Source organism: Chryseobacterium sp. UNC8MFCol (genome assembly GCF_000482305.1).
GTDB classification, from domain to species: Bacteria; Bacteroidota; Bacteroidia; order Flavobacteriales; family Weeksellaceae; genus Chryseobacterium; species Chryseobacterium indologenes.
In genome coordinates this window covers 200,303-224,303 of sequence record NZ_KI535293.1, presented here as the reverse complement: position 1 = coordinate 224,303, position 24,001 = coordinate 200,303, and the positions used below count along the sequence as shown (strand labels likewise).

Here is a 24,001-nt window from a genome sequence, read left to right as displayed (position 1 = left end):
CATTCTCTATTGCTGCCTGAAAAGTTTATAAGGTTAAAAGTATATTAAAAACCTGTTATTTCTTTTAATCAAATAATTCCTTTCTAAATATTTTTTTTCATTTCAAATTGTGACAGCCAATTGGTAAGCCCCATTTTTTGGCTAAGAAATACACTTGTATTTTCTGAGGAATCATCTACGTTATTCAATGCTATAGTCTGTCCGTTATTTCTCTCTCTGATCGCATTAAAAAGCGCAGTACCGATTCCCTGATTTCTATAGTTTTTATCTACTGCAAACTGATATACTTTTTTTGATGCTGGACCATAAATGATATAGCCAACTAAGGTATCCCCGTGGTAAGCACCTAAAGTTACATAGTTTTCAGGCATTGGTTCTAAGACGAAAACAGATCCTTGCCATGAAGGTTCAATATCCCAGAAAGACTGCATCAACTTCCAGGGAAATTCTTTCATATCCTGAACAGAGACCTCAGCCGTATCATTTCTTTGTTGGATATTTCCATTAAAACAAAGCAACCTGCGAACAATGTTAAATCCAAGATTTTCATATGCTCTTATTGCATTTTTATTTCCTTCAATAACCTCCAGCAGTAATGTATCGGCATTTCTTTCTTTTAAGACCGGTATAATAAAATCGTACATTTTTCTCACCAGTCCCTTCCCTCTGCTTTCTGGTATTACTCCCGTTCCGCCGTTGTAAATAATCTTTTTATCATTTTCCACTTTTTCAGACTGAAGAATAAAGCTTACCAGTTTTCCGTTTTCAAATGCTCCGACTGACAGGCTCATATCTAATTTTTCGGCTGCAATTTTCGAGATCAGCACCTCTTTTGTTAAGTGAAAAGGAACAACATAATCAGAGAAAGAATAATTGAAAACTTCTAAAAGCTCGTCTATAGCAGTATGGCTTAAAGTATTGAATTCCATAGATATTTATTTACATAATAAGATTAAAAAATTACCATTCTCTGTCAAGATCTTCTTTCCAGTCAAAAGGCATGAGTTCTTTTAAAGTGACAAATACGCCGTTTTTCACTTCTATAATTGCATTGAGATTTTCCTTAGATAGCTGGCTCATCAATTCGCGACAACGTCCGCATGGCGGTACGGCATTTCCATCACTTCCTACTGCCACGGCCGCCTTAATATACCTTTCGCCATTTTTCAACATTTCCGCAACAGCACTATGCTCGGCACAAAACCCCATAGAACAGGCTGTATCAATACTGATTCCTGTATATATATTTCCGGCTACCGTTTCAATTGCAGCAGCTACTCCTCCATATTCTATAAAATCATTGAGTACACGGGATTTTGCAAATTGGGCAGCGATTTCTTTTAAATCAATTCTCATGGTTATTTTTTTATTTCTGATGTGCTAAATACCATTGAACAGCTTTACGTTCTTCCCTTTTAATAAACGGATCTTTTCCGTCATTATAATCATTCCCGTCATGCCATTCTTTTTGACTCAGATGTTCTTTCAATTGTTGATATTCCTTCTTTACTTCAGGATGAGCACGTAAATAGTCCCGGAATGCGATATGCCGAAGCCAATGTTCTGAAGAAACAGGTATTGCATGAATATGGGCAATGCGAAGTTTGTGATTGTGCAACTTTTCCGGAATCTCGTCATCCGTACGAATAATTTCGGGGAAACCAAGTTTATGAGGTCGGTCTATAAGTTTAATAAAGAAGCGACGGTAAGGCATATCTTCATTATACTTTTCATAGTATACATAGTCCAGACCTTGTAACAGCGGTGGAATCTGATCGAGTTCCTGTTCATTTTTCACTCCAATCATGATATCTATTACCGGTTTGGCAGATAAACCTTCTACGGATGTACTTCCTATATGTTCGATTTGCGGATGCAAAAAACCTATACTTTTTTCTAATTCAGTTTTAATCGATGCAAACTGATCTTTCCAGGAAGGATTGTATTGTTCAAAAGTCACTTTCATAGGTATCCGTTTGTACACAAATATATAAAAATTCGTCCAAAACCCTTATGGATAAGTGATTCAATTTTTTAAACTACAGATAAAACGAAAATACCTCTGAAAAATCAGAGGTATTAATTTAAAGTATTATATTTTTATTTTAATCCGGCCAGTTACTAAAGAGTTCGTCCAGATATATTTTGGTAGGATTAGAATAGCTGTTTTTTATTTTATCTCTCCACTGGTACCAGTTTCTGGATCCTTTAAGTGCCTGCTCCAGCTGTGGAGCCGTATATCCGGTAACCCTGTCTACAGGATATCCCACGCCATACATTATGCTTTGGTTCTGCGCGTCAATCATATCATACCCACCTGAGGTGTAATGGTTTTCAGCACTGATGGTCCGGTTCTGGAAATTATTGGATCCTGTGGATCTGTACACTGCATAGCCTCTGATTTTTTTATATCGCTCTAAAGTCATCAAAGTTTCCACTGTAGTCGGCCAGCTTTCCAGCAATCTGCGGTTTCTGTTTTTAACTGCTGAATTAAAAGACAGAAATGCATCCTGACAGATGTCATTATAAGCTGATCTGTCTATAATGGAATGCAACGCGTGGCTTAGTTCATGAATCGTTGTTCCGTACACCATATCAGATAATCTTCCATATGCCTTAATATGCACCTGAGCCGAAAGACCAAATGTGAGCTCACTCCTTATATGAGAATAAGAAGATGGCACTCCCCAAGGCGCTGTTTTACGAGCAGCAATTTTTATCTGGCTCTGTCTGCCAAAATTGTAAATATGGTTATTCTGCGGTGGAGAAGTTAATCCAAATCTATTTCCGTAATAAAAGTCGTGTGCCGCCTGATGTATCAGAGCATGATACTCATCTTCACCTCCGTCAATGACAGGATACCACGCTTGTTGTTTAACATTGGGTCCTTTCATTTCAGCCTGGAAAATAGATCCGTTTCTTACACTATAATTATATCTTTCCCATTGGATGACGTATTTTGCCTTTCCGCGTACAGATGACGTTGAAAAGTTCCCGTTTCCGTCTGTAATTCCCTGGGCAACGGTAAACCATTGTCGCATCAATACCTGAGCTCCGGTTACCGGTACCACATCTAAAATATCATCTTTCACCATAATTCTACCGCTTGGATACCATTTTTTTCCAAAGATCCACTTGGCTTGCGGGGTAGAACCGTCGACCAGCAGGTCATTTTCATTTCCGGTAAGCTCATAAGCAGTGTACAGCAGATTATGAAACAAGTCAGTTTTATTTGCAACTTTCCCGTTTACTTCATAACGTTCTATATCTTCGATATCGGCAAAATAAGGATCCTGCTCAGGAATATATAGTTCGCTGATTACTTCATGTCGCACTGCAGGAAGTGGTTTTCCTACAGGAACTGCAGTGTAATATACAGGGATAGAATCTGCATCGGGAGCTCTGTTTTCAAGAAATCCTTCTCTATATTCAGCATCTAATCTGTAATCAAAATAATGAGTGGTAGAATCCTGTTTCAACAGGCCTACTTCGTCTTCATTCTGAGGGGTGAATTTAAGATAAAGGTGTGATGGATGTACTTCAAATCCTCCGATTTCATTTGGATTCTGTTCTCTTACTTTTTCCAGAGCTATCTTCATAGACTCTAAGGAATAAGGATTTTCCAAAACGATTGAATCTCCGGAAAAAGAGCGGGCATAAGCATTATTAAGGCTTTTTGCTTCAGCCTTGTCGTTCTGGCTTTCAATAAAATCATCTTTACAGGAGTGTTGAAAAGAAAGGAGTAAAGCTCCGAATGCAAATAGCAGGATCTGCCCAAGTTTAAACGTGGTAGTTGTTTTCATCGTTGATTATTAGTTTTTGTTTGTTTTTTGATGTCGTAAATATAAAATAAAAATTGAGAGAAAAAATATAATTTTCAATAAATAATTATTAATTCTGTAAAATTTCCACTAATAACCTATCAATTTATAGATAATAAAAATCAAATACCTCTGAAAAATCAGAGGTATCGATTACTATTTTTACAGATGTTTATGGCTATTCCTTGATCAGCTTTTCATACGATGTACTTCCATCTTTAAGCTTAATTTCAAAATAATAATTTCCTGGCTGAAGATCTTCGACATTGATGCCTGCATTACTTAAGTCTGCAGATTTCAACTTTCTTCCGGACGCTTCATAGATGTCGACAGTTTTTATCTTATCATAATTTTTAAAATATACAGTCTGCCTGGCTGGATTCGGATATAGTCCTGTTTTTTTATTTGCCGCGGCAATTTCATTGGTAGATAAAGTACTTGCGGTCATTGTTAACGTCGCATACCCTCTTCCTGCATCATGATATCCCAATGCAGTTCCACTGCCTTTGCGGGAATAAAAAATATTAATCGTTCCGGGAGCATTTGGAATGGCAAAATCGCCTGCCCCTCCTGACAATGATCTTGTAGCTACAATAGTTCGTGTAGACCCTGATACAGTATTGGAGGTTTCAGTCCAGTCTTGCGATGTATCAGCTGTCGGTGTGTTAGGAACTCCGCTGAAAGAATAATCTCTATTGGCAGATGAATTATAAATAAATCCGTCTGCACCGGCAGCCATGCCTGTACTTCCAAATCCGAGTCCCAACATAGAATTGCTGTCACCTGTTACAGTCATCGTTACTCCGGTCGGAGTTGTATCTAATTTTACGGTCATCGAAGTGACAGGTAAATTTACCGTACCTGATGAAAACTGAGCCCACGCCAGGTTGGCAAAGGCTATACTGAATGTTAGTAAAGTTTTTTTCATATCAATTTTTTAAGAGGTTAATGATTTCTTTGTTATTGGTCTGCAATGCATATTCAAAAGGGGTCATTCCCATTGAATCTTTTTTAGATTTATCAGCATTGTAGTCTAGCAGTAGTTGTACCAGTTCTTTATTTCCGAACTTTACGGCCCAGAATAAAGGAGTGTATCCTGTTTCATCGGGAATATTCGGGTCAGCATTCTTTTTCAGTAAAGATTCTACCAGCTCTTTATTGTATTTTACGGAAAGGCCGGCCAATGCTGTTCCTTCTTTACTTTTGTAATTCACATCTTTTACATGATCGATCAGAAACTTCGCAACTTCCGTATTTCCTCTGTAACAAGCCAAAATGAGGGGTGAGAATCCATTTTCGTTAAGTTTATTGATGATCTCCGGATCCTGTTTCATGACTTCTTTTACTTCTGCTACAGTTCCGCTTCTGGCAATATCAAATATTGATTTTGCTTTTTCCTGAGAAAATAAAAATGAGCCCAGGAGTAAGGCTAAGAATAAGATTAAATTTTTCATTGTTTTACCATGACATAATTATATTCAACGTTGACCGTTTCAGCGATCTTTTTGGTCACCATTTTGGGGATTGTGACTTTATAATCTGCCGGCTTGGCAGTAAAACCTCCCTGCATATATATTTTATTGTCTTTCAAATATAGAGTTGCCGGGGAAGTAACCGCTTTGTCAACCCCATGAAAATTAAGAGTTCCCTGGACGGTATATTTCTGTGGGGTGGCGGTAAGTTTTGTTTTGTCAAAGCCGGCTATTTTACCTTTGAACGTGGTTTTCGGATATTTCGCTGTTTCAGCATAACTTTCATTAAAATGTTCTTCCATCAGCTTGGTTTTAAAATGAAAGTTTTTAACCACGGAAACACTTGCCATCTCTCCGTTATCCGCATTAAATACTACGAGATTATTATCATCCTGTGCATGAATATCATCAAATAAAGGTACGGAAGCTTCAAATGTCACTTTACCGGTTTTAGAACTGTATTTTTGAGCTGAAGCGTAGCTGGCAAAAAGCAGTGAAACGCTGAGTAATATTAATTTTTTCATATCAAATATTTTTAATTTTCAGTTAATCCATCCGCTTTCCATTTGATGAAAATATTGATTTGTGTGGCAGATAGCGAGCCTCCTTTGGGCATTTTCAGCGGATCTCCGTTCGGTCTTTGGATGCGGTCAAGGATGCCGTCTATATTATTTTTCACCTGGTCGTAAGTGGCAAAAGGTTTAAAAGCACCTGCACCATGACACCCCATACAGCTGTTATCCATAATCGGTTTTACATCGGCTGTATAATTGACCGGGACTGTTATAGGAGTATTGTCTGAAATCTCTTCATAGGTTCTGCTTTCGCAAGCGACTATGGTCATTGTTGACGATATAATCAATAGGTATACTAACTTTTTCATATTAAAAAACTCTGTAAAGATTAAACCCAAAGAAAATATGTCCCTTTCCCCAGTTGCCGGATGCATTGGTCAGATATCCAATGTCTGAATTGATCTGGGAATTGGTAAATAAAAGCTGGAAAACATGTCCCCCGGTCTCTATATCCAATCCTAATGATAGTGGGTTTTTATAGAAACTGTGATTATCGAAATTCACAAAATATTCTGCATTAACAGAAACTCTTTTTGATATTTTATAACGTCCGCCAAGTCCTGCCAGAAATTGATTTTTGTCTTCAATATTCTGATTGTAAAGATTTTTGTGAATATATGACGGCGTGAGCTGTACTGAAAGCTTATCATTAAATCTACGGGAAATCAAAGCCTGTGTAAGATAAGAAAGTCTGTCACTGAATGTAAGATGGGGATAGGTATCCTTGTCGAGTTCTGTATTGGTACCTATTACGTTGTATCCGACAATATCCACAGGGAAGTTTTCATTTTGCTTTATCAGCCTGTATTTTACAGCCCCTTCAAAAGTTTTCATATTGGTTTCCCGGGATAAACTTACGGATACGGCATCGCTGATACCATAGATAACGCCTAATTTTGTAGAGGCATTATCCAGCCCGAAGAAATTTTTAAACCCTGTACTTATGTCACCGAAACGGTGTGCTACTACGATATACCATTCTTTTTTTGCGGCTAGTTTCGTAGATTGTCCGGTAACGATCTGTAACGCTTTAAAGGCGGGTTGAGAAGTATCGGTAGTGGTACTAATGGTATCAATATCTTTCAGCAGATCTTCCTGTGCACAGGTAAAACCTGATAAAAATACTGACAAAAATAAGAAAGCTCTTGTCATATACAATTTGAATTAAATTTAAATTATGATATAACAAACTTATCAAGTTATCAATTCAAAAATATGTGATAAAAGTCACCAAGGGAATCGTTTTTATCAATCGTAAAAGAAAAACTTTTAAAACAATATAAATTAGATCAATCTAACATTTTCATTTACAGGCAGTTTTAAGCCTTCTTTAGTTTGAAAAATTTCTCCCTCATTTTCAATTTTTTTCAAAACTCTGCTTACCACTTCTCTGGAAGTCCCGAGGCTGTTGGCAATTTCGCGATGGGTAATTTTAATGGGATTGTTTCCTGTAGTTATTATCTGTTGTTTAATATAATTCAGGACTCTTTTATCCAATCTGTGGAAAACAGCATCATTCACCATATTCATTACTTCAGAAAAACGTCTGTCGTATTCCCTGTAGAATAGTTTATTGATTTCAGGGAACCTGATCAACCAGTCATGCATTACGGAAACGGGAATCAGTAAGGCTTCGGAATCTTCTTCAGCAATAGCATATACCCTGCTTATATAGTCTGTAAATATGGAGGAGAAGGTCATCAGACAACTGTCATTGGTTTTAATGAAATAGTATACGAGTTCCCGTCCGTCATTCAGGGTAAAAACTTTAATAGAGCCTTTGGTGAGAAAGGGTACATACTTATTTTTTTGTCCTTCTCTTATAATTTCTGTCTTTGCCTTTATATCAATCATCACGGCATGTTTCTCCAGTTCTGGTAAGAAGTCAGGACCTAAAAAGCCAAATTTATTGACAACAAATTTATTATTCAACATATTTTCTATTTTCTACTTTTTCTAAAAACAAAGATATAAAATTGATATATCTCTATCATATTTTTTAATTTAATTAAAAATATTTAATACAAGTATCTTAAATACAAAAAAAAATGACTAATTATTAAAAAAATATAAAAATAAATATTTTAAAAAGGTCATTACAATTGAAATGGAAAATCTGAATAAAAAATGCCCCGGTAAAAACCGGGGCATTTTATTGTATTGTAAAAGAAATCTTACGCTTGTACGTTGTTTCCACCTAATACGAAAGGCTCAACTTCTTTAATTTCTCCGAACTGCTGCTCGTAATTAGCGATGTTCTGCTGAAGAGCGCTTAATACTCTTTTTGCGTGAAGTGGAGCAAGAATAACTCTTGATCTTACTTTAGCCTGCTGAACACCTGGCATCAACTGAATAAAGTCTACTACAAACTCAGATGGAGAGTGGTTTACTAAAGCAAGGTTAGCATAGATACCAGCAGCTACCATTTCGTTTAATTCGATGTTGATGTTTCCGTCTTGTGGATTTTGATTGTTGTCCATTGTTATAAATTATGTTTTTAAAATTCGAAATTTGAGATTGTGAAAATATAAAAATAATTTCACATCCCAAATTTCAAATCATTAATTTTAGTTAAGGTCTTCGAATTCTTTCTTAGAACCTACGATAACATTCTGGTACTCTTTAAGACCTGTACCTGCAGGAATTCTGTGACCTACAATTACGTTTTCTTTAAGACCACCAAGAGAGTCAACTTTACCAGCCACTGCTGCTTCGTTAAGAACTTTAGTTGTTTCCTGGAACGATGCTGCAGACATGAATGACTTCGTCTGAAGAGCTGCTCTTGTAATACCTTGCAATACAGGTGTTGCTGTAGCAGGTAAAGCGTCTCTTACTTCAACTAAAGCCTGATCTTCACGTCTCAACTTAGAGTTTTCGTCTCTTAATTCTCTTGCAGTAATCATCTGACCTGGTCTGAATTCTTTGGAATCACCAGCATCTACTACTACTTTAAGACCGAATACTCTGTTGTTTTCTTCAAGGAAGTCATATTTATGTTCAAGAGCACCTTCAAGGAATTGAGTATCACCTCCGTCCACGATAGAAACTTTAGTCATCATCTGTCTTACAATGATTTCGAAGTGCTTATCGTCGATTTTTACCCCTTGCAGACGGTAAACTTCCTGAATTTCATTTACTAAGTATTCCTGAACGGCTGTTGGACCTTTAATTCTTAAGATATCTTCCGGTGTAATAGAACCGTCAGAAAGCGGAGAACCTGCTCTTACGAAGTCATTCTCCTGAACCAAGATCTGGTTGGAAAGTTTTACTAAGTAAATTTTTCTTTCACCTGTTTTAGCCTCAACAATAAGTTCACGGTTACCTCTCTTAATTTTTCCGTAAGAAACTACCCCGTCGATTTCAGTAACAACCGCTGGGTTTGAAGGGTTTCTTGCTTCGAATAATTCGGTAACTCTCGGAAGACCTCCGGTGATATCCCCTGCTTTTGCAGATTTTCTCGGGATCTTGATCAAGACTTTACCAGCCTTAATTTTCTCACCATCGTTTACCATTAAGTGGGCTCCTACCGGTAAGTTGTAAGCTTTTTGCTCAACTCCTTTAGAGTCTACCACCTTCAGGGTAGGTACGGCTTTCTTATTTCTAGATTCAGAGATTACTTTCTCTTCGAATCCTGTTTGTTCGTCAATTTCAAGTTGGAATGAAATACCCTGGATGATATCCTCGTATTCTACCTTACCAGAAGTTTCAGCAATAATTACGGCGTTATACGGATCCCATCTACAGATTGTATCACCTTTTTTCACTTTATCACCTGGTTTTACAGATAATATAGATCCATAAGGTACGTTAGCTACCATTAATGGAGTTCTGAACTCATTATCAGCAACTAATCTGAATTCTGTTGAACGAGACACTACAACTTCAGCAGTATTACCGTTTTCATCTTCCGAAGTAATTGTTCTTACTTCATCCATTTCAACGATACCATCTCTTCTTGCAACGATGGATGGGTTTTCTGATACGTTTCCTGCAGTACCCCCTTGGTGGAAGGTTCTCAACGTAAGCTGAGTACCAGGTTCCCCAATTGATTGTGCTGCAATTACACCTACCGCTTCACCCATATGGATTACTTTACCTGTTGCCAGGTTTCTACCGTAACATTTCGCACAGATACCTTTCTTAGCTTCACAAGTTAACGGAGAACGTACTTCCACCGCTTCTAAACCTGCTTCTTCAATTTTCTTTGCTAATTCTTCGATGATCACCTGATCTGCATGAGCAATCAGCTCGTCAGTTTCAGGGTCATAGATATTGTGAAGAGATACTCTACCTAAGATTCTTTCAGAGATTCTTTCAACGATCTCATCATTTTTCTTAAGTGCAGTAACTTCTGTACCTCTTAAAGTTCCACAGTCGTCTTCTGTAACGATAACGTCCTGTGCAACGTCTACCAATCTTCTCGTTAAGTAACCTGCATCGGCAGTCTTAAGAGCGGTATCCGCAAGACCTTTACGTGCACCGTGGGTAGAGATAAAGTATTCTAGAATCGAAAGACCTTCTTTAAAGTTGGCAAGGATCGGGTTTTCGATGATCTCCGCTCCGGTAGAACCGGCTTTTTGCGGTTTTGCCATCAAACCTCTCATCCCTGATAACTGACGGATCTGTTCTTTAGAACCCCTCGCTCCAGAGTCAAGCATCATGTATACAGAGTTGAAACCACCTTGATCAGTTTTCATTCTGCTCATGATCATTTCAGTTAATCCTGCGTTGGTATTTGTCCAAACGTCGATTACCTGGTTATAACGTTCTGTATCGGTAATAAGACCCATGTTATAGTTGGCTCTAATTTCGTCTACAGTTTCAATTGAACTTGCGATCATCTGCTTTTTCTCAACAGGAACTACAATATCCCCAAGTGAGAAAGAAAGACCTCCTTTGAATGCGTTTGAATACCCCAGGTCTTTCATTGCATCAAGGAACTTCACAGTAGTAGGGAAATCAGTATCAGCAAGGATCTTACCAATAACGTTTCTCAATGATTTCTTGGTAAGAAGTTCATTGATATATCCTACCTGCTTAGGTACGATCTGGTTGAATAAGATTCTACCAACAGAAGTTTCGATCAGTTTTGTTACGATTTCTCCGTTTTCTTTAACTGGTAGTCTACATCTTACTTTAGCATTTAATGATACTCTACCTTCAGCGTAAGCGATTTCTGCTTCTTCCGGAGAATAGAATGCAAGACCTTCTCCTTTTACTTTCATTGTCTCGGTAGAGCTTAATTCTTTAGTCATGAAATAAAGACCAAGAACCATGTCCTGAGATGGTACCGTAATCGGAGAACCGTTGGCAGGGTTCAAAATGTTTTGAGAACCTAACATCAATAACTGAGCTTCAAGGATCGCTTCTGGTCCTAACGGTAAGTGTACCGCCATCTGGTCACCATCGAAATCGGCGTTGAATGCTGTAGTTACTAACGGGTGTAGCTGGATTGCCTTACCTTCGATCATCTTAGGTTGGAAAGCCTGGATACCCAGTCTGTGAAGGGTAGGTGCTCTGTTCAACAGTACAGGGTGACCTTTCATCACGTTTTCAAGGATATCGTACACTACCGGCTCTTTTCTATCGATAATTCTCTTTGCAGATTTTACTGTTTTTACAATACCTCTTTCGATTAGTTTTCTAATGATGAACGGTTTGTAAAGTTCAGCTGCCATATCTTTAGGAATACCACATTCGTGAAGCTGTAGGTTTGGACCTACAACAATTACGGAACGCGCAGAGTAATCTACCCTTTTCCCTAGTAAGTTCTGACGGAAACGACCTTGCTTACCTTTCAATGAATCAGAAAGTGATTTCAATGGTCTGTTTGATTCAGATTTTACAGCAGAAGATTTTCTTGTGTTATCGAATAAAGAATCTACTGATTCCTGAAGCATACGCTTCTCGTTTCTTAAGATTACTTCAGGAGCTTTAATCTCCAATAATCTCTTTAAACGGTTATTTCTGATGATAACTCTTCTATAAAGGTCATTTAAGTCAGAAGTCGCGAAACGTCCTCCATCCAATGGAACCAATGGTCTTAGTTCTGGTGGGATCACAGGAAGTACACGCATAATCATCCACTCCGGTCTGTTGATCATTCTTGTATTGGCACCTCTCAATGCTTCTACAACGTTCAGTCTCTTAAGAGCTTCTGTTCTTCTTTGTTTAGAACCTTCGTTGTGAGCTTTATGTCTCAAGTCGAAAGATAATGCATCAAGATCGATTCTTTTTAACAGATCTTCTACAGCTTCAGCACCCATTCTGGCGATGAATTTGTTTGGATCGGAATCATCAAGATACTGGTTTTCTACAGGAAGGGTTTCCATGATATCAAGGTACTCTTCTTCTGTAAGGAACTCCATATTTTCAAAATCGGAACCGTCTAATTTCTTAGCAATACCTTGCTGGATCACTACATATCTTTCGTAGTAGATGATCATATCTAATTTCTTAGAAGGAATTCCTAAAAGGTATCCTATTTTATTTGGTAACGAACGGAAGTACCAGATGTGAGCAATAGGAACAACCAATCCAATGTGACCGATTCTTTCTCTTCTTACTTTTTTCTCAGTAACTTCTACCCCACAACGGTCGCAAACGATACCTTTATAACGAATTCTCTTATATTTACCACAAGCACATTCGTAATCCTTTACAGGACCAAAGATTTTCTCACAGAATAGCCCGTCTCTTTCAGGCTTGTGAGTTCTGTAGTTAATAGTTTCCGGTTTTAAAACCTCCCCTCTTGAGTCCTGTAAGATAGACTCCGGTGAAGCTAAACCGATGGTTATTTTATTAAATCTACTTGTTTTATTTTTATTTGACATAAAAAATGTTTTATTCTTTATTTCTAAATCTTTTATTTTAATATTTTTTCTTAGTTTCAAACGGGTCAATCATTTTGCCCGGTCTGAATACTTAACAAGCATCAAAAGATCAAACTTTAGTTGTCTATTGTCTTTTTTTAAGTTGTAGCAATATAACATTGTCATAATCCGGCTGCCATACTTTAAGAGGGTTGGCATAAGTTTTAACAAGATCAAAATCCTTTAAATCTATTGCGCTAACATTCTTTTTCAGAAAGCTGCTTCTTGCTATATAAGAAACAGTATCATTTTTATGCACAGCTTCAATTCCTATAAATGTTATCGTTCCTTTTTTCTGAAATCCTGATGGCAATACAACATATTCAATATTTTCTTCCTTCAGGAACTTTTCAAAAGGCATCGATGCCATCTTCTCAAAAAAGCTTTTATCTGCCACCAAACCATCCGCAGGGATGATTTGCAGATCTGAATAAAATGCTAATTTCCCAGGCATATCGTAGGTAAAAATCCTTGAATCTGCGGGAAGATTTTTTTTCAGATCTTCTGCAATACTTTGTACTTTATCTTTTCTGACTTCTTCAATCTCTTCATTACCTCCTGCTGCATTGTAGCCTAAACTTATATTGGTATTAGCCTTTACATAAGAAATTGAACTCAAAAAGACCGTACTTCCCAACAACAGAACTCCTGTTGCTATTTTACCTTGCTTAATACGCAACTTCAGTAAAAATACATTTACTATATCATTCAGCATTAGAGCTACAGCCAACATCTGCATGACGAAATACCACTGTCCTATCTGTGACTGAAAATACAGGTTATATAATAACTGTACTATAGCCCCGGCAACGAAGTATAATTTTAATTTTCTAAAATCAACCTTCGTAAAGGAAAGCAATAATGCATATCCCAAATTTGAAGCTAGGAAGATGGTTCCCCAAAGATTCCCAAAAACAGAACCTTCGGCATAGGGAAAACTAGATTTTATTCTCCCGCTTATCGGAACTATATTTCCAAATTCAAATTTATTATACAGTAAGTATCCACCCATAAGGGCAATACATACTCCTGCAGCTTTTACCAGGTCTCCTGTTTTGGGCCTTGTATCACCGGATAAACAGTATAATCCTAAAAAAGCAAGGACTAAAGCATTGTCTAACCGGGATAAAAACACCATACTGGTTGCCAGTCCCAGAAGCCATCCGTTTACTGATCTGCCTTTTATAAGCAAGTTGAGCAGTAATGCCGTGCAAAATAAATTAAGATGCGCCTCTGTTAAATACAGGGTACCGACTGAGAAAAAGACCAACACCAAAAATCCGACTCCTGCTATTTTCCCAATCCCTCCGTCTTTAAACAAAGGCTGCAGATATTTTATACTTAAAAAGAACAATATTACCTGTATCAGCCACAGCACATAAATCATTTCCTGTTTTGGAATTGCAATTATGAAATCTGCAATGATACATACTAACATCCACAAGGGATGAAAACCATTTGTAGTATAAATGTCATTGAATGTAAAGCCTGCCCCATTCACAAAATTGTGAGCTATCTGAGGGTAAAAGAACCCGTCATCAGCAGGAAACTTAGCTGGACTCAACAAGAAAAACAAGGCTGGTATGGCGAAAAGCCAATATCCATATTTTTCTGTTTTGCCTAAATTCTGAAACATTATACTTTCAAAAATGATTATAATTAAAGTTTGTTCTCATTAAAAGATTTAATTTATTCCTCCAATCTTACGTCTAATCCAAGACCTTGCAACTCGTGAAGTAATACATTGAATGATTCCGGAATACCTGGTTCAGGCATAGATTCACCTTTTGCAATTGCTTCATAAGTTTTTGCTCTACCAATAACGTCATCCGACTTCACTGTTAAGATCTCTCTAAGGATATTTGATGCACCGAATGCTTCAAGTGCCCAAACCTCCATCTCTCCGAATCTCTGACCTCCGAACTGAGCTTTACCTCCTAACGGCTGCTGAGTAATCAATGAGTAAGGACCGATAGAACGTGCGTGCATTTTGTCATCAACCATGTGTCCTAGTTTCAGCATGTAAATAACACCTACTGTTGCAGCCTGCGTAAATCTTTCTCCGGTACCCCCATCATAAAGGTAAGTGTGACCGAATTTAGGTAAACCTGCTTTTTCTGTGTATTCAGTGATCTGATCTAAGCTAGCTCCGTCGAAGATCGGTGTAGCGAACTTCATTCCCAGTTTCTGACCAGCCCATCCAAGAACTGTTTCGTAGATCTGACCGATGTTCATACGAGAAGGTACCCCTAGTGGATTCAATACGATATCTACCGGTGTTCCATCTTCTAAGAACGGCATATCTTCTTCACGAACGATTCTTGATACGATACCTTTGTTACCGTGACGTCCTGCCATTTTATCTCCTACGTTCAGTTTACGTTTCTTAGCGATGTAAACTTTAGCAAGCTTCATGATACCGGCTGGAAGCTCATCTCCGATTGAAATAGCGAATTTCTCACGGTTTTTAACTCCTTGGATGTCGTTATATTTGATTTTGTAATTGTGAATCAATTGTTTGATCAATTCATTTTTGTCAGCATCCACTGTCCAGTCTGCACCGCTAACATTTACATAATCTTCTACTGAAGTCAATAATTTGTGAGTGAACTTCACGCCTTTACCGATAATTTCTTCGTCAAGGTCGTTTTGTACCCCTTGGGAAGTTTTACCGCTTACCAGGGTGTTTAATTTTTCAATTAAAGTATTTCTTAACTCATCAAATTTAGCCTTGTAAGTGTTTTCAATTTCTTCAAGTCTAAGTTTTTCTTCAGTTCTTTTCTTTTTGTCTTTGATATTTCTTGAGAACAATTTCTTGTTGATAACAACTCCTCTTAATGAAGAATCTGCTTTTAATGATGCATCTTTTACATCACCAGCTTTATCACCGAAGATTGCTCTAAGAAGTTTTTCTTCAGGAGTCGGGTCAGATTCACCTTTTGGAGTAATTTTACCAATCATGATATCTCCAGGCTTCACTTCAGCACCGATTCTGATCATACCGTTCTCGTCAAGATCTTTGGTAGCTTCTTCAGATACGTTTGGAATATCTGCGGTAAGTTCTTCCATACCTAATTTAGTATCACGAACTTCCAGAGAGTACTCATCCACGTGGATTGAAGTAAACCAGTCTTCACGTACAACTTTTTCGTTGATTACGATGGCATCCTCGAAGTTGTATCCTTTCCAAGGCATGAACGCTACTACTAAGTTTCTACCAAGAGCCAATTCTCCTTTTTCAGTAGCATAACCGTCACAAAGCACCTGTCCTTTTTCCACTACATCACCTACTCTTACGTTTGGTCTTAGGGTAATGGTTGTACTCTGGTTAGTTTTTCTAAACTTAGTAAGGTTGTATGTTTTAGTAGCAGACTCAAATTGTACTAAATCTTCGTCTTCGCTTCTTTCGTACTTAATAACAATTCTGTCAGCATCTACGTACTCTACAGTACCTGTACCTTCAGCGTTGATTAAGATTCTTGAATCTCTTGCAACTTGTTGCTCAAGCCCTGTACCAACGATTGGAGCCTGTGGCTTCAATAGAGGAACGGCCTGACGCATCATGTTGGATCCCATCAATGCACGGTTCGCATCATCATGCTCCAGGAATGGAATTAATGAAGCGGAAATACCAGAAATCTGGTTTGGTGCAACGTCGATAAGGTTAACCTGAGCTGGCTCAACTACCGGGTAGTCACCATCCAGTCTTGCAATAATTCTGTCTGTTAAGAAGTCTCCGTTATCGCTCAACTCAACGTTTGCCTGAGCAATTACTTTGTCTTCTTCGTCTTCAGCATTAAGATAAATAGGATCGGCATTAAGATTAATCTTACCTTCTTCTACTTTTCTATATGGAGTTTCGATAAAACCAAGTCTGTTGATCTTAGCATAGATACCTAACGATGAAATCAAACCGATGTTTGGTCCTTCCGGAGTTTCAATCGGACAAATTCTTCCATAGTGGGTATGGTGAACGTCACGAACCTCGAAACCTGCTCTTTCTCTTGATAAACCACCAGGCCCTAGTGCAGAAAGTCTACGCTTGTGCGTGATTTCTGATAGCGGGTTGGTCTGGTCCATAAACTGAGATAGCTGGTTGGTACCAAAGAATGAGTTGATTACAGATGTCAAAGTCTTGGCATTAACAAGATCAAGTGGAGTAAAGATTTCGTTATCTCTAACGTTCATTCTCTCCTTGATTGTTCTTGCAATTCTTGAAAGACCTACCCCGAACTGTCCTGCTAATTGCTCACCAACAGTTTTAATTCTTCTGTTTGATAAGTGGTCGATGTCATCCACCTCCGCTTTAGAGTTTACAAGCTCAATTAAGTGTCTTACGATCGCAATGATATCTTCTTTTGTAAGAACTTCAGTTGTAGTAGGGATATTAAGACCTAATTTTTTGTTTAGTCTGTAACGTCCAACTTCACCTAAAGAGTATCTCTGCTCAGAGAAGAATAATTTTTCAATGATTCCTCTTGCAGTTTCCTCATCTGGCGGATCTGCGTTTCTTAACTGACGATAGATGTACTCTACTGCTTCTTTTTCAGAGTTAGTAGGGTCTTTTTGTAATGTATTCTGGATGATAGAGAATTCGTTGCTGTTTTCTTTGTGGATCAGGATTGATTTCACACCAGCGTCCAGGATAAGATCTAAATGTTCTTTTTCAAGGATTGTTTCTCTATCAAGGATGATCTCGTTTCTTTCGATAGAAACTACTTCACCTGTATCTTCGTCTACGAAATCTTCGAACCATGTGTTCAATACTCTCGCAGCCAAAGTTCTCCCTTCTACCTTTTTAAGTGCGGCTTTAGAAACTTTCACTTCTTCAGCAAGGTCGAAGATCTGAAGGATATCCTTATCAGATTCGTAACCGATAGCTCTTAATAAAGTTGTTAATGGTAACTTTTTCTTACGGTCGATATACGCGTACATAACGCTGTTGATATCGGTTGTAAATTCCATCCAAGATCCTTTGAAAGGGATAATTCTTGAATAGTACAGTTTGGTTCCGTTGGCGTGGTAAGTCTGTCCGAAGAATACACCAGGTGAACGGTGAAGCTGCGTAACAATAACTCTCTCAGCACCATTGATGATGAAAGATCCACTTGGCGTCATGTAAGGAACCGGACCTAAATATACATCCTGAACCACCGTCTGGAAATCTTCATGTTCCGGGTCAGTACAGTACAGTTTAAGTCTTGCTTTTAGAGGAACTGAATAAGTAAGTCCTCTTTCCACACACTCATCGATTGAATAACGTGGAGAATCAACCAGATAGTCTAAGAATTCTAATACGAATTGGTTTCTTGAATCCGTAATTGGGAAATTCTCCTGGAAAGTCTTGTAAAGAGCTTCTGTCTTTCTGGCTTCAGGAAGTGTATCAAGCTGGAAAAATTCTCTAAAAGACTCGATTTGGATGTCCAAAAAGTCAGGAGTAATAATTTTTCCTTTCGCTGATGAGAAATTAATTCTCGGATTTCCTTGAGTTGTTGATTTTGTTTTACTCATAAAACTTTTAAGAAAGGGTTAAAAAATATTTTGATTCATTAAAAAATATCAGGAAGCGAAAAAAGAGAAAAGAAATAAAGAGAAAAGACTTGAGATATTTGGCGCTATCAGAAATAGTCTTTATTCTTTGTTCTTTGTTCTTAGATTCTGATTCCTAACTGCAACACTGGTATATCTTTTCACAGCGTAATGCAAAATATTTTTATTACTTTTGAGGCAGAATTACCGCAATATATATAAACAGTAAATCCCTTCCATGCTTACACAATGAAAGAGTTGATTTTCAGTATATTATAAATTTACAAACAATTTTTCGCGCCAAAAGAGGGGCAAAGATACAAAAAGTTATCCACAATTGCAAATAAAATAATCTCATTTTGAGACTTTTATAGAAAAAGGGCTGCCCACTTACGGACAGCCCTTGAAACACCCAATTACCTTACAGCTATTTTACAATCACTTTATAAGATGTAATCGTTGACTGAGTTTCTACCTTAATGATGTATACTCCTGTTGGTAACGAAGAAGTATCAATACCAAGTCTTCCTGTCAGTTTACCTTTGCTGATCGGTTGACCACCAGCTGAAAACAAGCTATAAGCACCTTCTTCCTTGGTTGTACTCATTAGATGCTCTCCCGCTTTTACAGGGTTATAAATAAAAAGAAAGCCCAGGCCATTGGCCCGGGCTCTTGTATGTATCAATATAATTGAAATTATTTCAATTCTACTTCAGCACCAGCTTTTATATTTACAATATCAATTAAGCTAAAGCTTAGTAATAGACAACCCGCCTAGAGCAACAATATTACTAGTACTTGAATCGCATCTAAATCGTACTTTTAATTTGTCACCTCCGCTTAATTCCCCTGTCCAAAACAATGTATTACCATTTTCAACATCACCATATTCATTATTTGCGCTAGTATTCGATATAATTGTAGTCCAGCTATTGCCATCATCAGTACTTTTAAGCAAATCTGAGATCACAAACCAGCGGCTACCTCCTACATCATGATAGTTAGCCGTCTGTCCATTAACTACATAAATGCCTTTTTGATTATTAGGCACAGTATAGATATTGTTTCCCCATCCATTAAAAATATCAATATTCTTTATGGTGAATTCAGCAGTAACTCCGCCAGGAGTATTTCCAATATTCTGACTTCCGGAAACATTGACACTTAAAACTTGCCTTGGAATTCCCTGAGCATGCTCTAATAATTTAAGCCATGTCACACCATTAAAATAATAAAATCCTTCATTATCAACATTTATTGTTGTTCCGTTCTGTGTACCTGTTGATACATTATTAATATAGATTAGCGTTGACACTGGTATATCAATCATCGATTGCGCTCTTTGTCGATCCACTCTAGGAATCAAAAGACCATCAACCTCGGCAGAAGCTCCTACAGAATTTTTTGCCATCACTTCTAAAGTAGAATAAGGCAAATCCGTATTAATCCCTATCTGGCTATTACAAAAAACAGAAATAGCCAAAAAAATAACTGATAATAATCTTTCTTTCATCATTAACAAATTTTAAAATATAATTTAACAAAAAAAAGAAATTTTATTTTATAATAAAAATAATACATAAAATATTATCATTAAATTAACATTATTCAATTTTAATTTATAATTTTATACTTTTTTATTATAAATTAACATTTTTACGAAATTTTAGCTTGTAAATAAAATAGAATAGTAAAAAAATAATAAATGAAGTTAACAAAAGAATACCAGATATTGATAAGAGCTATTATTTACACTATTTGCAACTACGAAAAAGCCCGGGCCAATGGCCCGGGCTCTTATATGTATCAATATAATTGAAATTATTTCAATTCTACTTCAGCACCAGCTTCTTCTAATTGCTTCTTAAGAGCTTCAGCTTCGTCTTTAGATACACCTTGCTTGATTGGAGCAGGAGCACCGTCTACGATATCTTTAGCTTCTTTAAGACCAGCACCAGTTAAATCTTTTACTAATTTAACGATAGCTAATTTAGAAGCACCTGCAGACTTAAGAATTACGTCGAATTCAGTCTTTTCTTCAGCAGCTTCACCTGCACCACCTGCAGCAACAACTACAGCAGCAGCAGCCGGCTCAATTCCGTACTCATCCTTAAGGATAGTAGCTAATTCGTTTACGTCTTTTACAGTTAGGTTTACTAGCGTTTCAGCTAAATTTTTTAAATCTGACATTGTTGTAATGTTTTTGTTGATTATTTATTTAATTTTTTGAGTGTAATTATTCAGCAGCTGGCGTTTCGTCAGTGCTTTCTGCAGCAGGAGCTTCAGGAGCTTCAGCAGCAGGAGTTTCTTCTACTGCAGGAGCAGCTTCTTCAGCCTGAGCTTCTACAGTTTCAGATTTGTTTTGAAGAGCAGAAACAACTCTTTGGATTGGAGACTGAAGTAATCCGATGATTTCACCGATCATTTCTTCTCTAGACTTGATGCTTACTAAGGTATCAAGGTTGTTGTCACCAACATAGAAAGTTTCCTGTACAAAAGCAGACTTTAAAGCCGGCTTCTCTTCTTTCTTTCTGAAATCTTTGATTAATTTTGCAGGAGCATTTGCTGTATCAGCAATCATTAAAGCAGAGTTTCCTTTGAAAGTGTCAAACATTTCAGAGAAATCTACTCCATCAATTTGCTCCATTGCTTTTTGTAAAAGTGTATTTTTTACAACTTTTACTTTGATATTTTGTTTGAAAGCTTGTCTTCTGAAATCTGAAGATTTAGCAGCGTTCAAACCTTCTAGATCTGCTACGTATACTACTTTTGCATCCTGAAGCAAGTCTTTGATCTCTTGTATTGCTACAACTTTTTGGTCTTTTGTCATTGTCTTAGGATTAAATATTAGTTAACAGATTTAGTATCAATTGCAATACCTGGGCTCATAGTAGAAGACAAATAGATGCTCTTCACATAAGTTCCTTTAGCAGCAGTTGGTTTCATTTTGATCAATGTCTGGATAAGCTCCTGAGCATTTTCTTTGATCTTGGCAGCATCGAAAGATACTTTACCGATACCAGCATGGATGATCCCATACTTATCAACTTTGAAATCAATTTTACCTGCTTTCACTTCAGCTACTGCTTTACCAATTTCCATTGTTACAGTACCTGATTTAGGGTTTGGCATTAAACCTCTTGGACCTAATACTCTACCTAATGGACCTAATTTACCCATTACAGCCGGCATAGTAACGATAACGTCAACATCTGTCCAACCTTCTTTGATTTTTTGCAAGTATTCGTCAAGACCTACATAGTCAGCACCAGCAGCTTTAGCTTCTGCTTCTTTATCTGGAGTTACTAAAGCCAAAACTTTAACATCTTTACCAGTACCGTGAGGAAGAGATACTACACCTCTTACCATTTGGTTTGCTTTTCTTGGGTCTACACCTAATCTTACAGCGATATCTACAGAAGCATCAAATTTTGTAGTGTTCACTTCTTTTACAAGAGCTGAACCTTCTTCAAGATTATAGATTCTTCCTTTTTCTACTTTGCTTAAAGCTTCCTTTTGCTTTTTAGTCAATTTTGCCATTTCTAATAGTTTTAAGCGTTAAAAGTTGGTTTAGTTCCTGTTACTCTTAATCCCATAGATCTAGCAGTACCTGCAACCATAGAAACTGCAGAATCCATTGTAAAGCAGTTAAGGTCAGCCATTTTATCCTCAGCGATTTTCTTCACCTGATCCCAAGATACAGAACCTACTTTGTTTCTGTTTGGTTCACCAGAACCTCCCTTGATTTTAGCTGCATCCATTAACTGGATCGCTGCAGGTGGAGTTTTAATAACGAATTCAAAAGATTTGTCTTCGTATACTGTAATTACTACAGGTAAAACTTGCCCTGGCTTATCTTGGGTTCTTCCGTTAAATTGCTTACAAAACTCCATGATGTTCACACCTGCAGAACCCAAAGCTGGACCTACTGGTGGAGAAGGGTTAGCTGCGCCACCTTTCACCTGAAGCTTTACCATTTTAAAGACTTTCTTAGCCATTGTTTGTTTTTTAAATTTGAATAATTAATGAGTTTGGAAGCATTTATTATTCAGTAGGTTATGCACTCACATAACAATAAACCTACTTTTTGGACTGCAAAAGTATAAAATATTTTTGAATCTACAAACGGATAACGCTGATTTTTAAAAAGTTTTAAAAAAAATATCAGGAATATAATCTCATATTTTTCAGATCGATACCGTTGAAAGCGTTCTATCAAAAAGAAAGGAAAATACTTTTTATTCTTTCTTACGTATCCTGATTTTATCATAACGATCCGTTGGTTTTTAATAAAATCCTTATCATATACTGCAACTGTAATAGTATATTCTTTTCAAATGCAATGAAATAAAAAAGGCCATTATACTTAATGACCTTGTCCTTTTTATAGTGAGAATGTGTTTTTAAAATCCGGATGGTTTATTTATTGTTTGTGCGGAACCGTCAGTTCCTCCAAGGTCAGCATTGACATCAGCGATATTATGTTTTGTGATCAGCCTTTTGTATGCCATCAGGTAAAGATCAACCGTAAAATTATTATAAACTCTGGATGGGGGGTTAGCATTGGTAGCAACCATTCTACTATCCGAAAACCTTGCTCTTATGTGCCAAGTTCCATTGCTCTTGAATGCCACAACATCCGGAGACCCCTGCTTGTTATCATTCACTCCATTATCCCCATAATCCAACATAACATTAGTAGTACCATCGTTAAGTTTAAAAGAATAATTGTGAAGAACTACCAAAAAGTTGTTTGCATCGATCTTGGTATCATAATCTGTAATACCTAGACCGGACACCCCCGTAAGAGAAAGCTTAAGATAATTAAATAACCCACTGCTTTCCAATGTAGGATCATATAATTGAATGGCATTTTCAGAGGTGGCCAGAAAACTACCACCTGTCATAGTGGGTTCACCAGGATTTCTAAGATATAACGAGTTCGTATAGGTTTTTCCGTTAACGTCAAGTGTCTCTACAGGATTAGAGGTATTGATTCCGACTTTTCCTTTCTGGGCATTCAAAAATAGCCCCAGACTCATGATCATTATGATATAAATTTTTCTTTTCATATGTTTTTTTATTGAAGCCCAAGAGGCGTATTGGTTGAAACTCCCGAATAACCCGGAGAAGCAGATGCTGAAACAGATCCGTTAAATGTACCCCAGTCTTTTACTAATGATCTTTCAAAAACATTCAATGTAAATGTCCATGTCCCATTTTGTGATGAAACTGTACCTGCTCCTTTAAAACTAAGATTGATAGCATGGTAATTTTTACCTCCACTTGCAATCTGGGTTATTTCTGTAGAATAAGAGCCGTAAGATTTAGGATTTGTTGATGTATTCGCTGCAGATACGGCAGCTGTAAACACAGCTCCGGTAATGGCTACTACATATTTACTGGTATCCAAACCTGTGTTTAAATTAACAACTTCATCCTGTTTAACATTTTTCAGAATTACATTATAAATGTTTACAGGTGCTACATTACGAAGTGAAATATCCAACAATTTCACTTTACCCACAGGAGAAGTATCTTTCGAACGCGTAATAAGAAGATAATTACCACCTGCTTTTGAATTTTCTGTATCGATCAGGTATGATTCAACTAATGTTTCTCCTACTACATCCAAAGTACCTTTAGGACTCGTAGTATTAATTCCAACCTGAGCTTTAATACCTGAAGAAGCAAAAACTATCAAGAAGATTGCAATAATATTTTTCATATAG

The 24,001-nt window shown here is 37.2% G+C and carries 22 protein-coding genes; all 22 read right to left on the bottom strand.

Annotation, left to right across the window (positions count from 1 at the left end; translation table 11 throughout):
• Positions 1 to 83: 83 nt before the first annotated feature.
• The 22 genes from M030_RS0122960 to M030_RS0122855 all read right to left on the bottom strand — a co-directional run bounded on the left by M030_RS0122960 (position 84) and on the right by M030_RS0122855 (position 23,997).
• Positions 84 to 929, bottom strand: coding sequence for a GNAT family N-acetyltransferase (locus M030_RS0122960; protein WP_027375549.1), 846 nt, complete (start codon positions 927 to 929; stop codon positions 84 to 86).
• A 31-nt stretch (positions 930 to 960) separates the two neighbouring features.
• The gene (locus tag M030_RS0122955; protein ID WP_034722986.1) at positions 961 to 1,356 is read right to left on the bottom strand and encodes a cytidine deaminase family protein; all 396 of its coding nucleotides are present in this window, start codon (positions 1,354 to 1,356) and stop codon (positions 961 to 963) included.
• Positions 1,357 to 1,366: 10 nt separating this feature from the next.
• The gene (locus tag M030_RS0122950; RefSeq protein ID WP_027375547.1) at positions 1,367 to 1,966 is read right to left on the bottom strand and encodes a GrpB family protein; all 600 of its coding nucleotides are present in this window, start codon (positions 1,964 to 1,966) and stop codon (positions 1,367 to 1,369) included.
• 139 nt (positions 1,967 to 2,105) lie between these two features.
• Positions 2,106 to 3,803: a hypothetical protein gene (locus M030_RS0122945; RefSeq protein WP_027375546.1), complete on the bottom strand. Its 1,698-nt coding sequence runs from the start codon at positions 3,801 to 3,803 to the stop codon at positions 2,106 to 2,108.
• 196 nt (positions 3,804 to 3,999) lie between these two features.
• Positions 4,000 to 4,749: a T9SS type A sorting domain-containing protein gene (locus M030_RS0122940; RefSeq protein ID WP_027375545.1), complete on the bottom strand. Its 750-nt coding sequence runs from the start codon at positions 4,747 to 4,749 to the stop codon at positions 4,000 to 4,002.
• A gap of 1 nt (position 4,750) precedes the next feature.
• Entirely contained in the window at positions 4,751 to 5,275 is a 525-nt protein-coding gene (locus tag M030_RS0122935) for an ankyrin repeat domain-containing protein (RefSeq protein WP_027375544.1), read from the bottom strand.
• Entirely contained in the window at positions 5,272 to 5,817 is a 546-nt protein-coding gene (locus tag M030_RS0122930) for a YceI family protein (protein ID WP_027375543.1), read from the bottom strand. The genes M030_RS0122935 and M030_RS0122930 overlap by 4 nt, the downstream gene beginning before the upstream one ends.
• Before the next feature lie 11 nt (positions 5,818 to 5,828).
• Positions 5,829 to 6,176, bottom strand: a complete 348-nt coding sequence (locus M030_RS0122925; RefSeq protein WP_027375542.1) for a hypothetical protein — start codon at positions 6,174 to 6,176, stop codon at positions 5,829 to 5,831.
• A gap of 1 nt (position 6,177) precedes the next feature.
• Positions 6,178 to 7,020, bottom strand: a complete 843-nt coding sequence (locus M030_RS0122920; RefSeq protein WP_027375541.1) for a DUF5777 family beta-barrel protein — start codon at positions 7,018 to 7,020, stop codon at positions 6,178 to 6,180.
• Between the two features lie 132 nt (positions 7,021 to 7,152).
• Positions 7,153 to 7,803: a Crp/Fnr family transcriptional regulator gene (locus M030_RS0122915; protein WP_027375540.1), complete on the bottom strand. Its 651-nt coding sequence runs from the start codon at positions 7,801 to 7,803 to the stop codon at positions 7,153 to 7,155.
• Positions 7,804 to 8,042: 239 nt separating this feature from the next.
• A complete protein-coding gene (locus M030_RS0122910; protein WP_027375539.1) occupies positions 8,043 to 8,348 on the bottom strand; it encodes a DUF3467 domain-containing protein in 306 nt (101 codons plus the stop codon).
• 87 nt (positions 8,349 to 8,435) lie between these two features.
• On the bottom strand, positions 8,436 to 12,701 hold the full coding sequence (gene rpoC / locus M030_RS0122905) for a DNA-directed RNA polymerase subunit beta' (protein WP_027375538.1): 4,266 nt from the start codon (positions 12,699 to 12,701) through the stop codon (positions 8,436 to 8,438).
• 124 nt (positions 12,702 to 12,825) lie between these two features.
• The gene (locus tag M030_RS0122900) at positions 12,826 to 14,376 is read right to left on the bottom strand and encodes a hypothetical protein (protein ID WP_027375537.1); all 1,551 of its coding nucleotides are present in this window, start codon (positions 14,374 to 14,376) and stop codon (positions 12,826 to 12,828) included.
• Between the two features lie 53 nt (positions 14,377 to 14,429).
• Positions 14,430 to 18,251 carry a DNA-directed RNA polymerase subunit beta gene (rpoB, locus tag M030_RS0122895; RefSeq protein WP_027375536.1) on the bottom strand — a complete coding sequence of 1,274 codons (3,822 nt, stop codon included), beginning with the start codon at positions 18,249 to 18,251 and terminating at the stop codon, positions 14,430 to 14,432.
• 445 nt (positions 18,252 to 18,696) lie between these two features.
• Entirely contained in the window at positions 18,697 to 18,954 is a 258-nt protein-coding gene (locus tag M030_RS0122890) for a T9SS type A sorting domain-containing protein (protein ID WP_027375535.1), read from the bottom strand.
• Positions 18,955 to 19,017: 63 nt separating this feature from the next.
• Positions 19,018 to 19,785 (bottom strand): hypothetical protein, encoded by a 768-nt coding sequence (locus M030_RS25140; protein ID WP_051585221.1) that lies wholly within the window; start codon positions 19,783 to 19,785, stop codon positions 19,018 to 19,020.
• Positions 19,786 to 20,090: 305 nt separating this feature from the next.
• On the bottom strand, positions 20,091 to 20,459 hold the full coding sequence (rplL, locus tag M030_RS0122880) for a 50S ribosomal protein L7/L12 (RefSeq protein WP_027375534.1): 369 nt from the start codon (positions 20,457 to 20,459) through the stop codon (positions 20,091 to 20,093).
• A gap of 46 nt (positions 20,460 to 20,505) precedes the next feature.
• Positions 20,506 to 21,099: a 50S ribosomal protein L10 gene (gene rplJ, locus M030_RS0122875; RefSeq protein ID WP_027375533.1), complete on the bottom strand. Its 594-nt coding sequence runs from the start codon at positions 21,097 to 21,099 to the stop codon at positions 20,506 to 20,508.
• Between the two features lie 17 nt (positions 21,100 to 21,116).
• On the bottom strand, positions 21,117 to 21,809 hold the full coding sequence (gene rplA / locus M030_RS0122870; RefSeq protein ID WP_027375532.1) for a 50S ribosomal protein L1: 693 nt from the start codon (positions 21,807 to 21,809) through the stop codon (positions 21,117 to 21,119).
• 11 nt (positions 21,810 to 21,820) lie between these two features.
• On the bottom strand, positions 21,821 to 22,267 hold the full coding sequence (gene rplK, locus M030_RS0122865) for a 50S ribosomal protein L11 (protein WP_027375531.1): 447 nt from the start codon (positions 22,265 to 22,267) through the stop codon (positions 21,821 to 21,823).
• A 405-nt stretch (positions 22,268 to 22,672) separates the two neighbouring features.
• Positions 22,673 to 23,341 (bottom strand): hypothetical protein, encoded by a 669-nt coding sequence (locus M030_RS0122860; protein ID WP_027375530.1) that lies wholly within the window; start codon positions 23,339 to 23,341, stop codon positions 22,673 to 22,675.
• 8 nt (positions 23,342 to 23,349) lie between these two features.
• Entirely contained in the window at positions 23,350 to 23,997 is a 648-nt protein-coding gene (locus M030_RS0122855) for a hypothetical protein (RefSeq protein WP_027375529.1), read from the bottom strand.
• Positions 23,998 to 24,001: the final 4 nt, after the last annotated feature.

Coding starts and splice junctions, on each gene's coding strand:
- M030_RS0122960 (WP_027375549.1), bottom strand. CDS start 929: ATGGAATTCAATACTTTAAGCCATACTGCTATAGACGAGCTTTTAGAA.
- M030_RS0122955 (WP_034722986.1), bottom strand. CDS start 1,356: ATGAGAATTGATTTAAAAGAAATCGCTGCCCAATTTGCAAAATCCCGT.
- M030_RS0122950 (WP_027375547.1), bottom strand. CDS start 1,966: ATGAAAGTGACTTTTGAACAATACAATCCTTCCTGGAAAGATCAGTTT.
- M030_RS0122945 (WP_027375546.1), bottom strand. CDS start 3,803: ATGAAAACAACTACCACGTTTAAACTTGGGCAGATCCTGCTATTTGCA.
- M030_RS0122940 (WP_027375545.1), bottom strand. CDS start 4,749: ATGAAAAAAACTTTACTAACATTCAGTATAGCCTTTGCCAACCTGGCG.
- M030_RS0122935 (WP_027375544.1), bottom strand. CDS start 5,275: ATGAAAAATTTAATCTTATTCTTAGCCTTACTCCTGGGCTCATTTTTA.
- M030_RS0122930 (WP_027375543.1), bottom strand. CDS start 5,817: ATGAAAAAATTAATATTACTCAGCGTTTCACTGCTTTTTGCCAGCTAC.
- M030_RS0122925 (WP_027375542.1), bottom strand. CDS start 6,176: ATGAAAAAGTTAGTATACCTATTGATTATATCGTCAACAATGACCATA.
- M030_RS0122920 (WP_027375541.1), bottom strand. CDS start 7,020: ATGACAAGAGCTTTCTTATTTTTGTCAGTATTTTTATCAGGTTTTACC.
- M030_RS0122915 (WP_027375540.1), bottom strand. CDS start 7,803: ATGTTGAATAATAAATTTGTTGTCAATAAATTTGGCTTTTTAGGTCCT.
- M030_RS0122910 (WP_027375539.1), bottom strand. CDS start 8,348: ATGGACAACAATCAAAATCCACAAGACGGAAACATCAACATCGAATTA.
- rpoC (WP_027375538.1), bottom strand. CDS start 12,701: ATGTCAAATAAAAATAAAACAAGTAGATTTAATAAAATAACCATCGGT.
- M030_RS0122900 (WP_027375537.1), bottom strand. CDS start 14,376: ATGTTTCAGAATTTAGGCAAAACAGAAAAATATGGATATTGGCTTTTC.
- rpoB (WP_027375536.1), bottom strand. CDS start 18,251: ATGAGTAAAACAAAATCAACAACTCAAGGAAATCCGAGAATTAATTTC.
- M030_RS25140 (WP_051585221.1), bottom strand. CDS start 19,785: ATGATGAAAGAAAGATTATTATCAGTTATTTTTTTGGCTATTTCTGTT.
- rplL (WP_027375534.1), bottom strand. CDS start 20,459: ATGTCAGATTTAAAAAATTTAGCTGAAACGCTAGTAAACCTAACTGTA.
- rplJ (WP_027375533.1), bottom strand. CDS start 21,099: ATGACAAAAGACCAAAAAGTTGTAGCAATACAAGAGATCAAAGACTTG.
- rplA (WP_027375532.1), bottom strand. CDS start 21,809: ATGGCAAAATTGACTAAAAAGCAAAAGGAAGCTTTAAGCAAAGTAGAA.
- rplK (WP_027375531.1), bottom strand. CDS start 22,267: ATGGCTAAGAAAGTCTTTAAAATGGTAAAGCTTCAGGTGAAAGGTGGC.
- M030_RS0122860 (WP_027375530.1), bottom strand. CDS start 23,341: ATGAAAAGAAAAATTTATATCATAATGATCATGAGTCTGGGGCTATTT.
- M030_RS0122855 (WP_027375529.1), bottom strand. CDS start 23,997: ATGAAAAATATTATTGCAATCTTCTTGATAGTTTTTGCTTCTTCAGGT.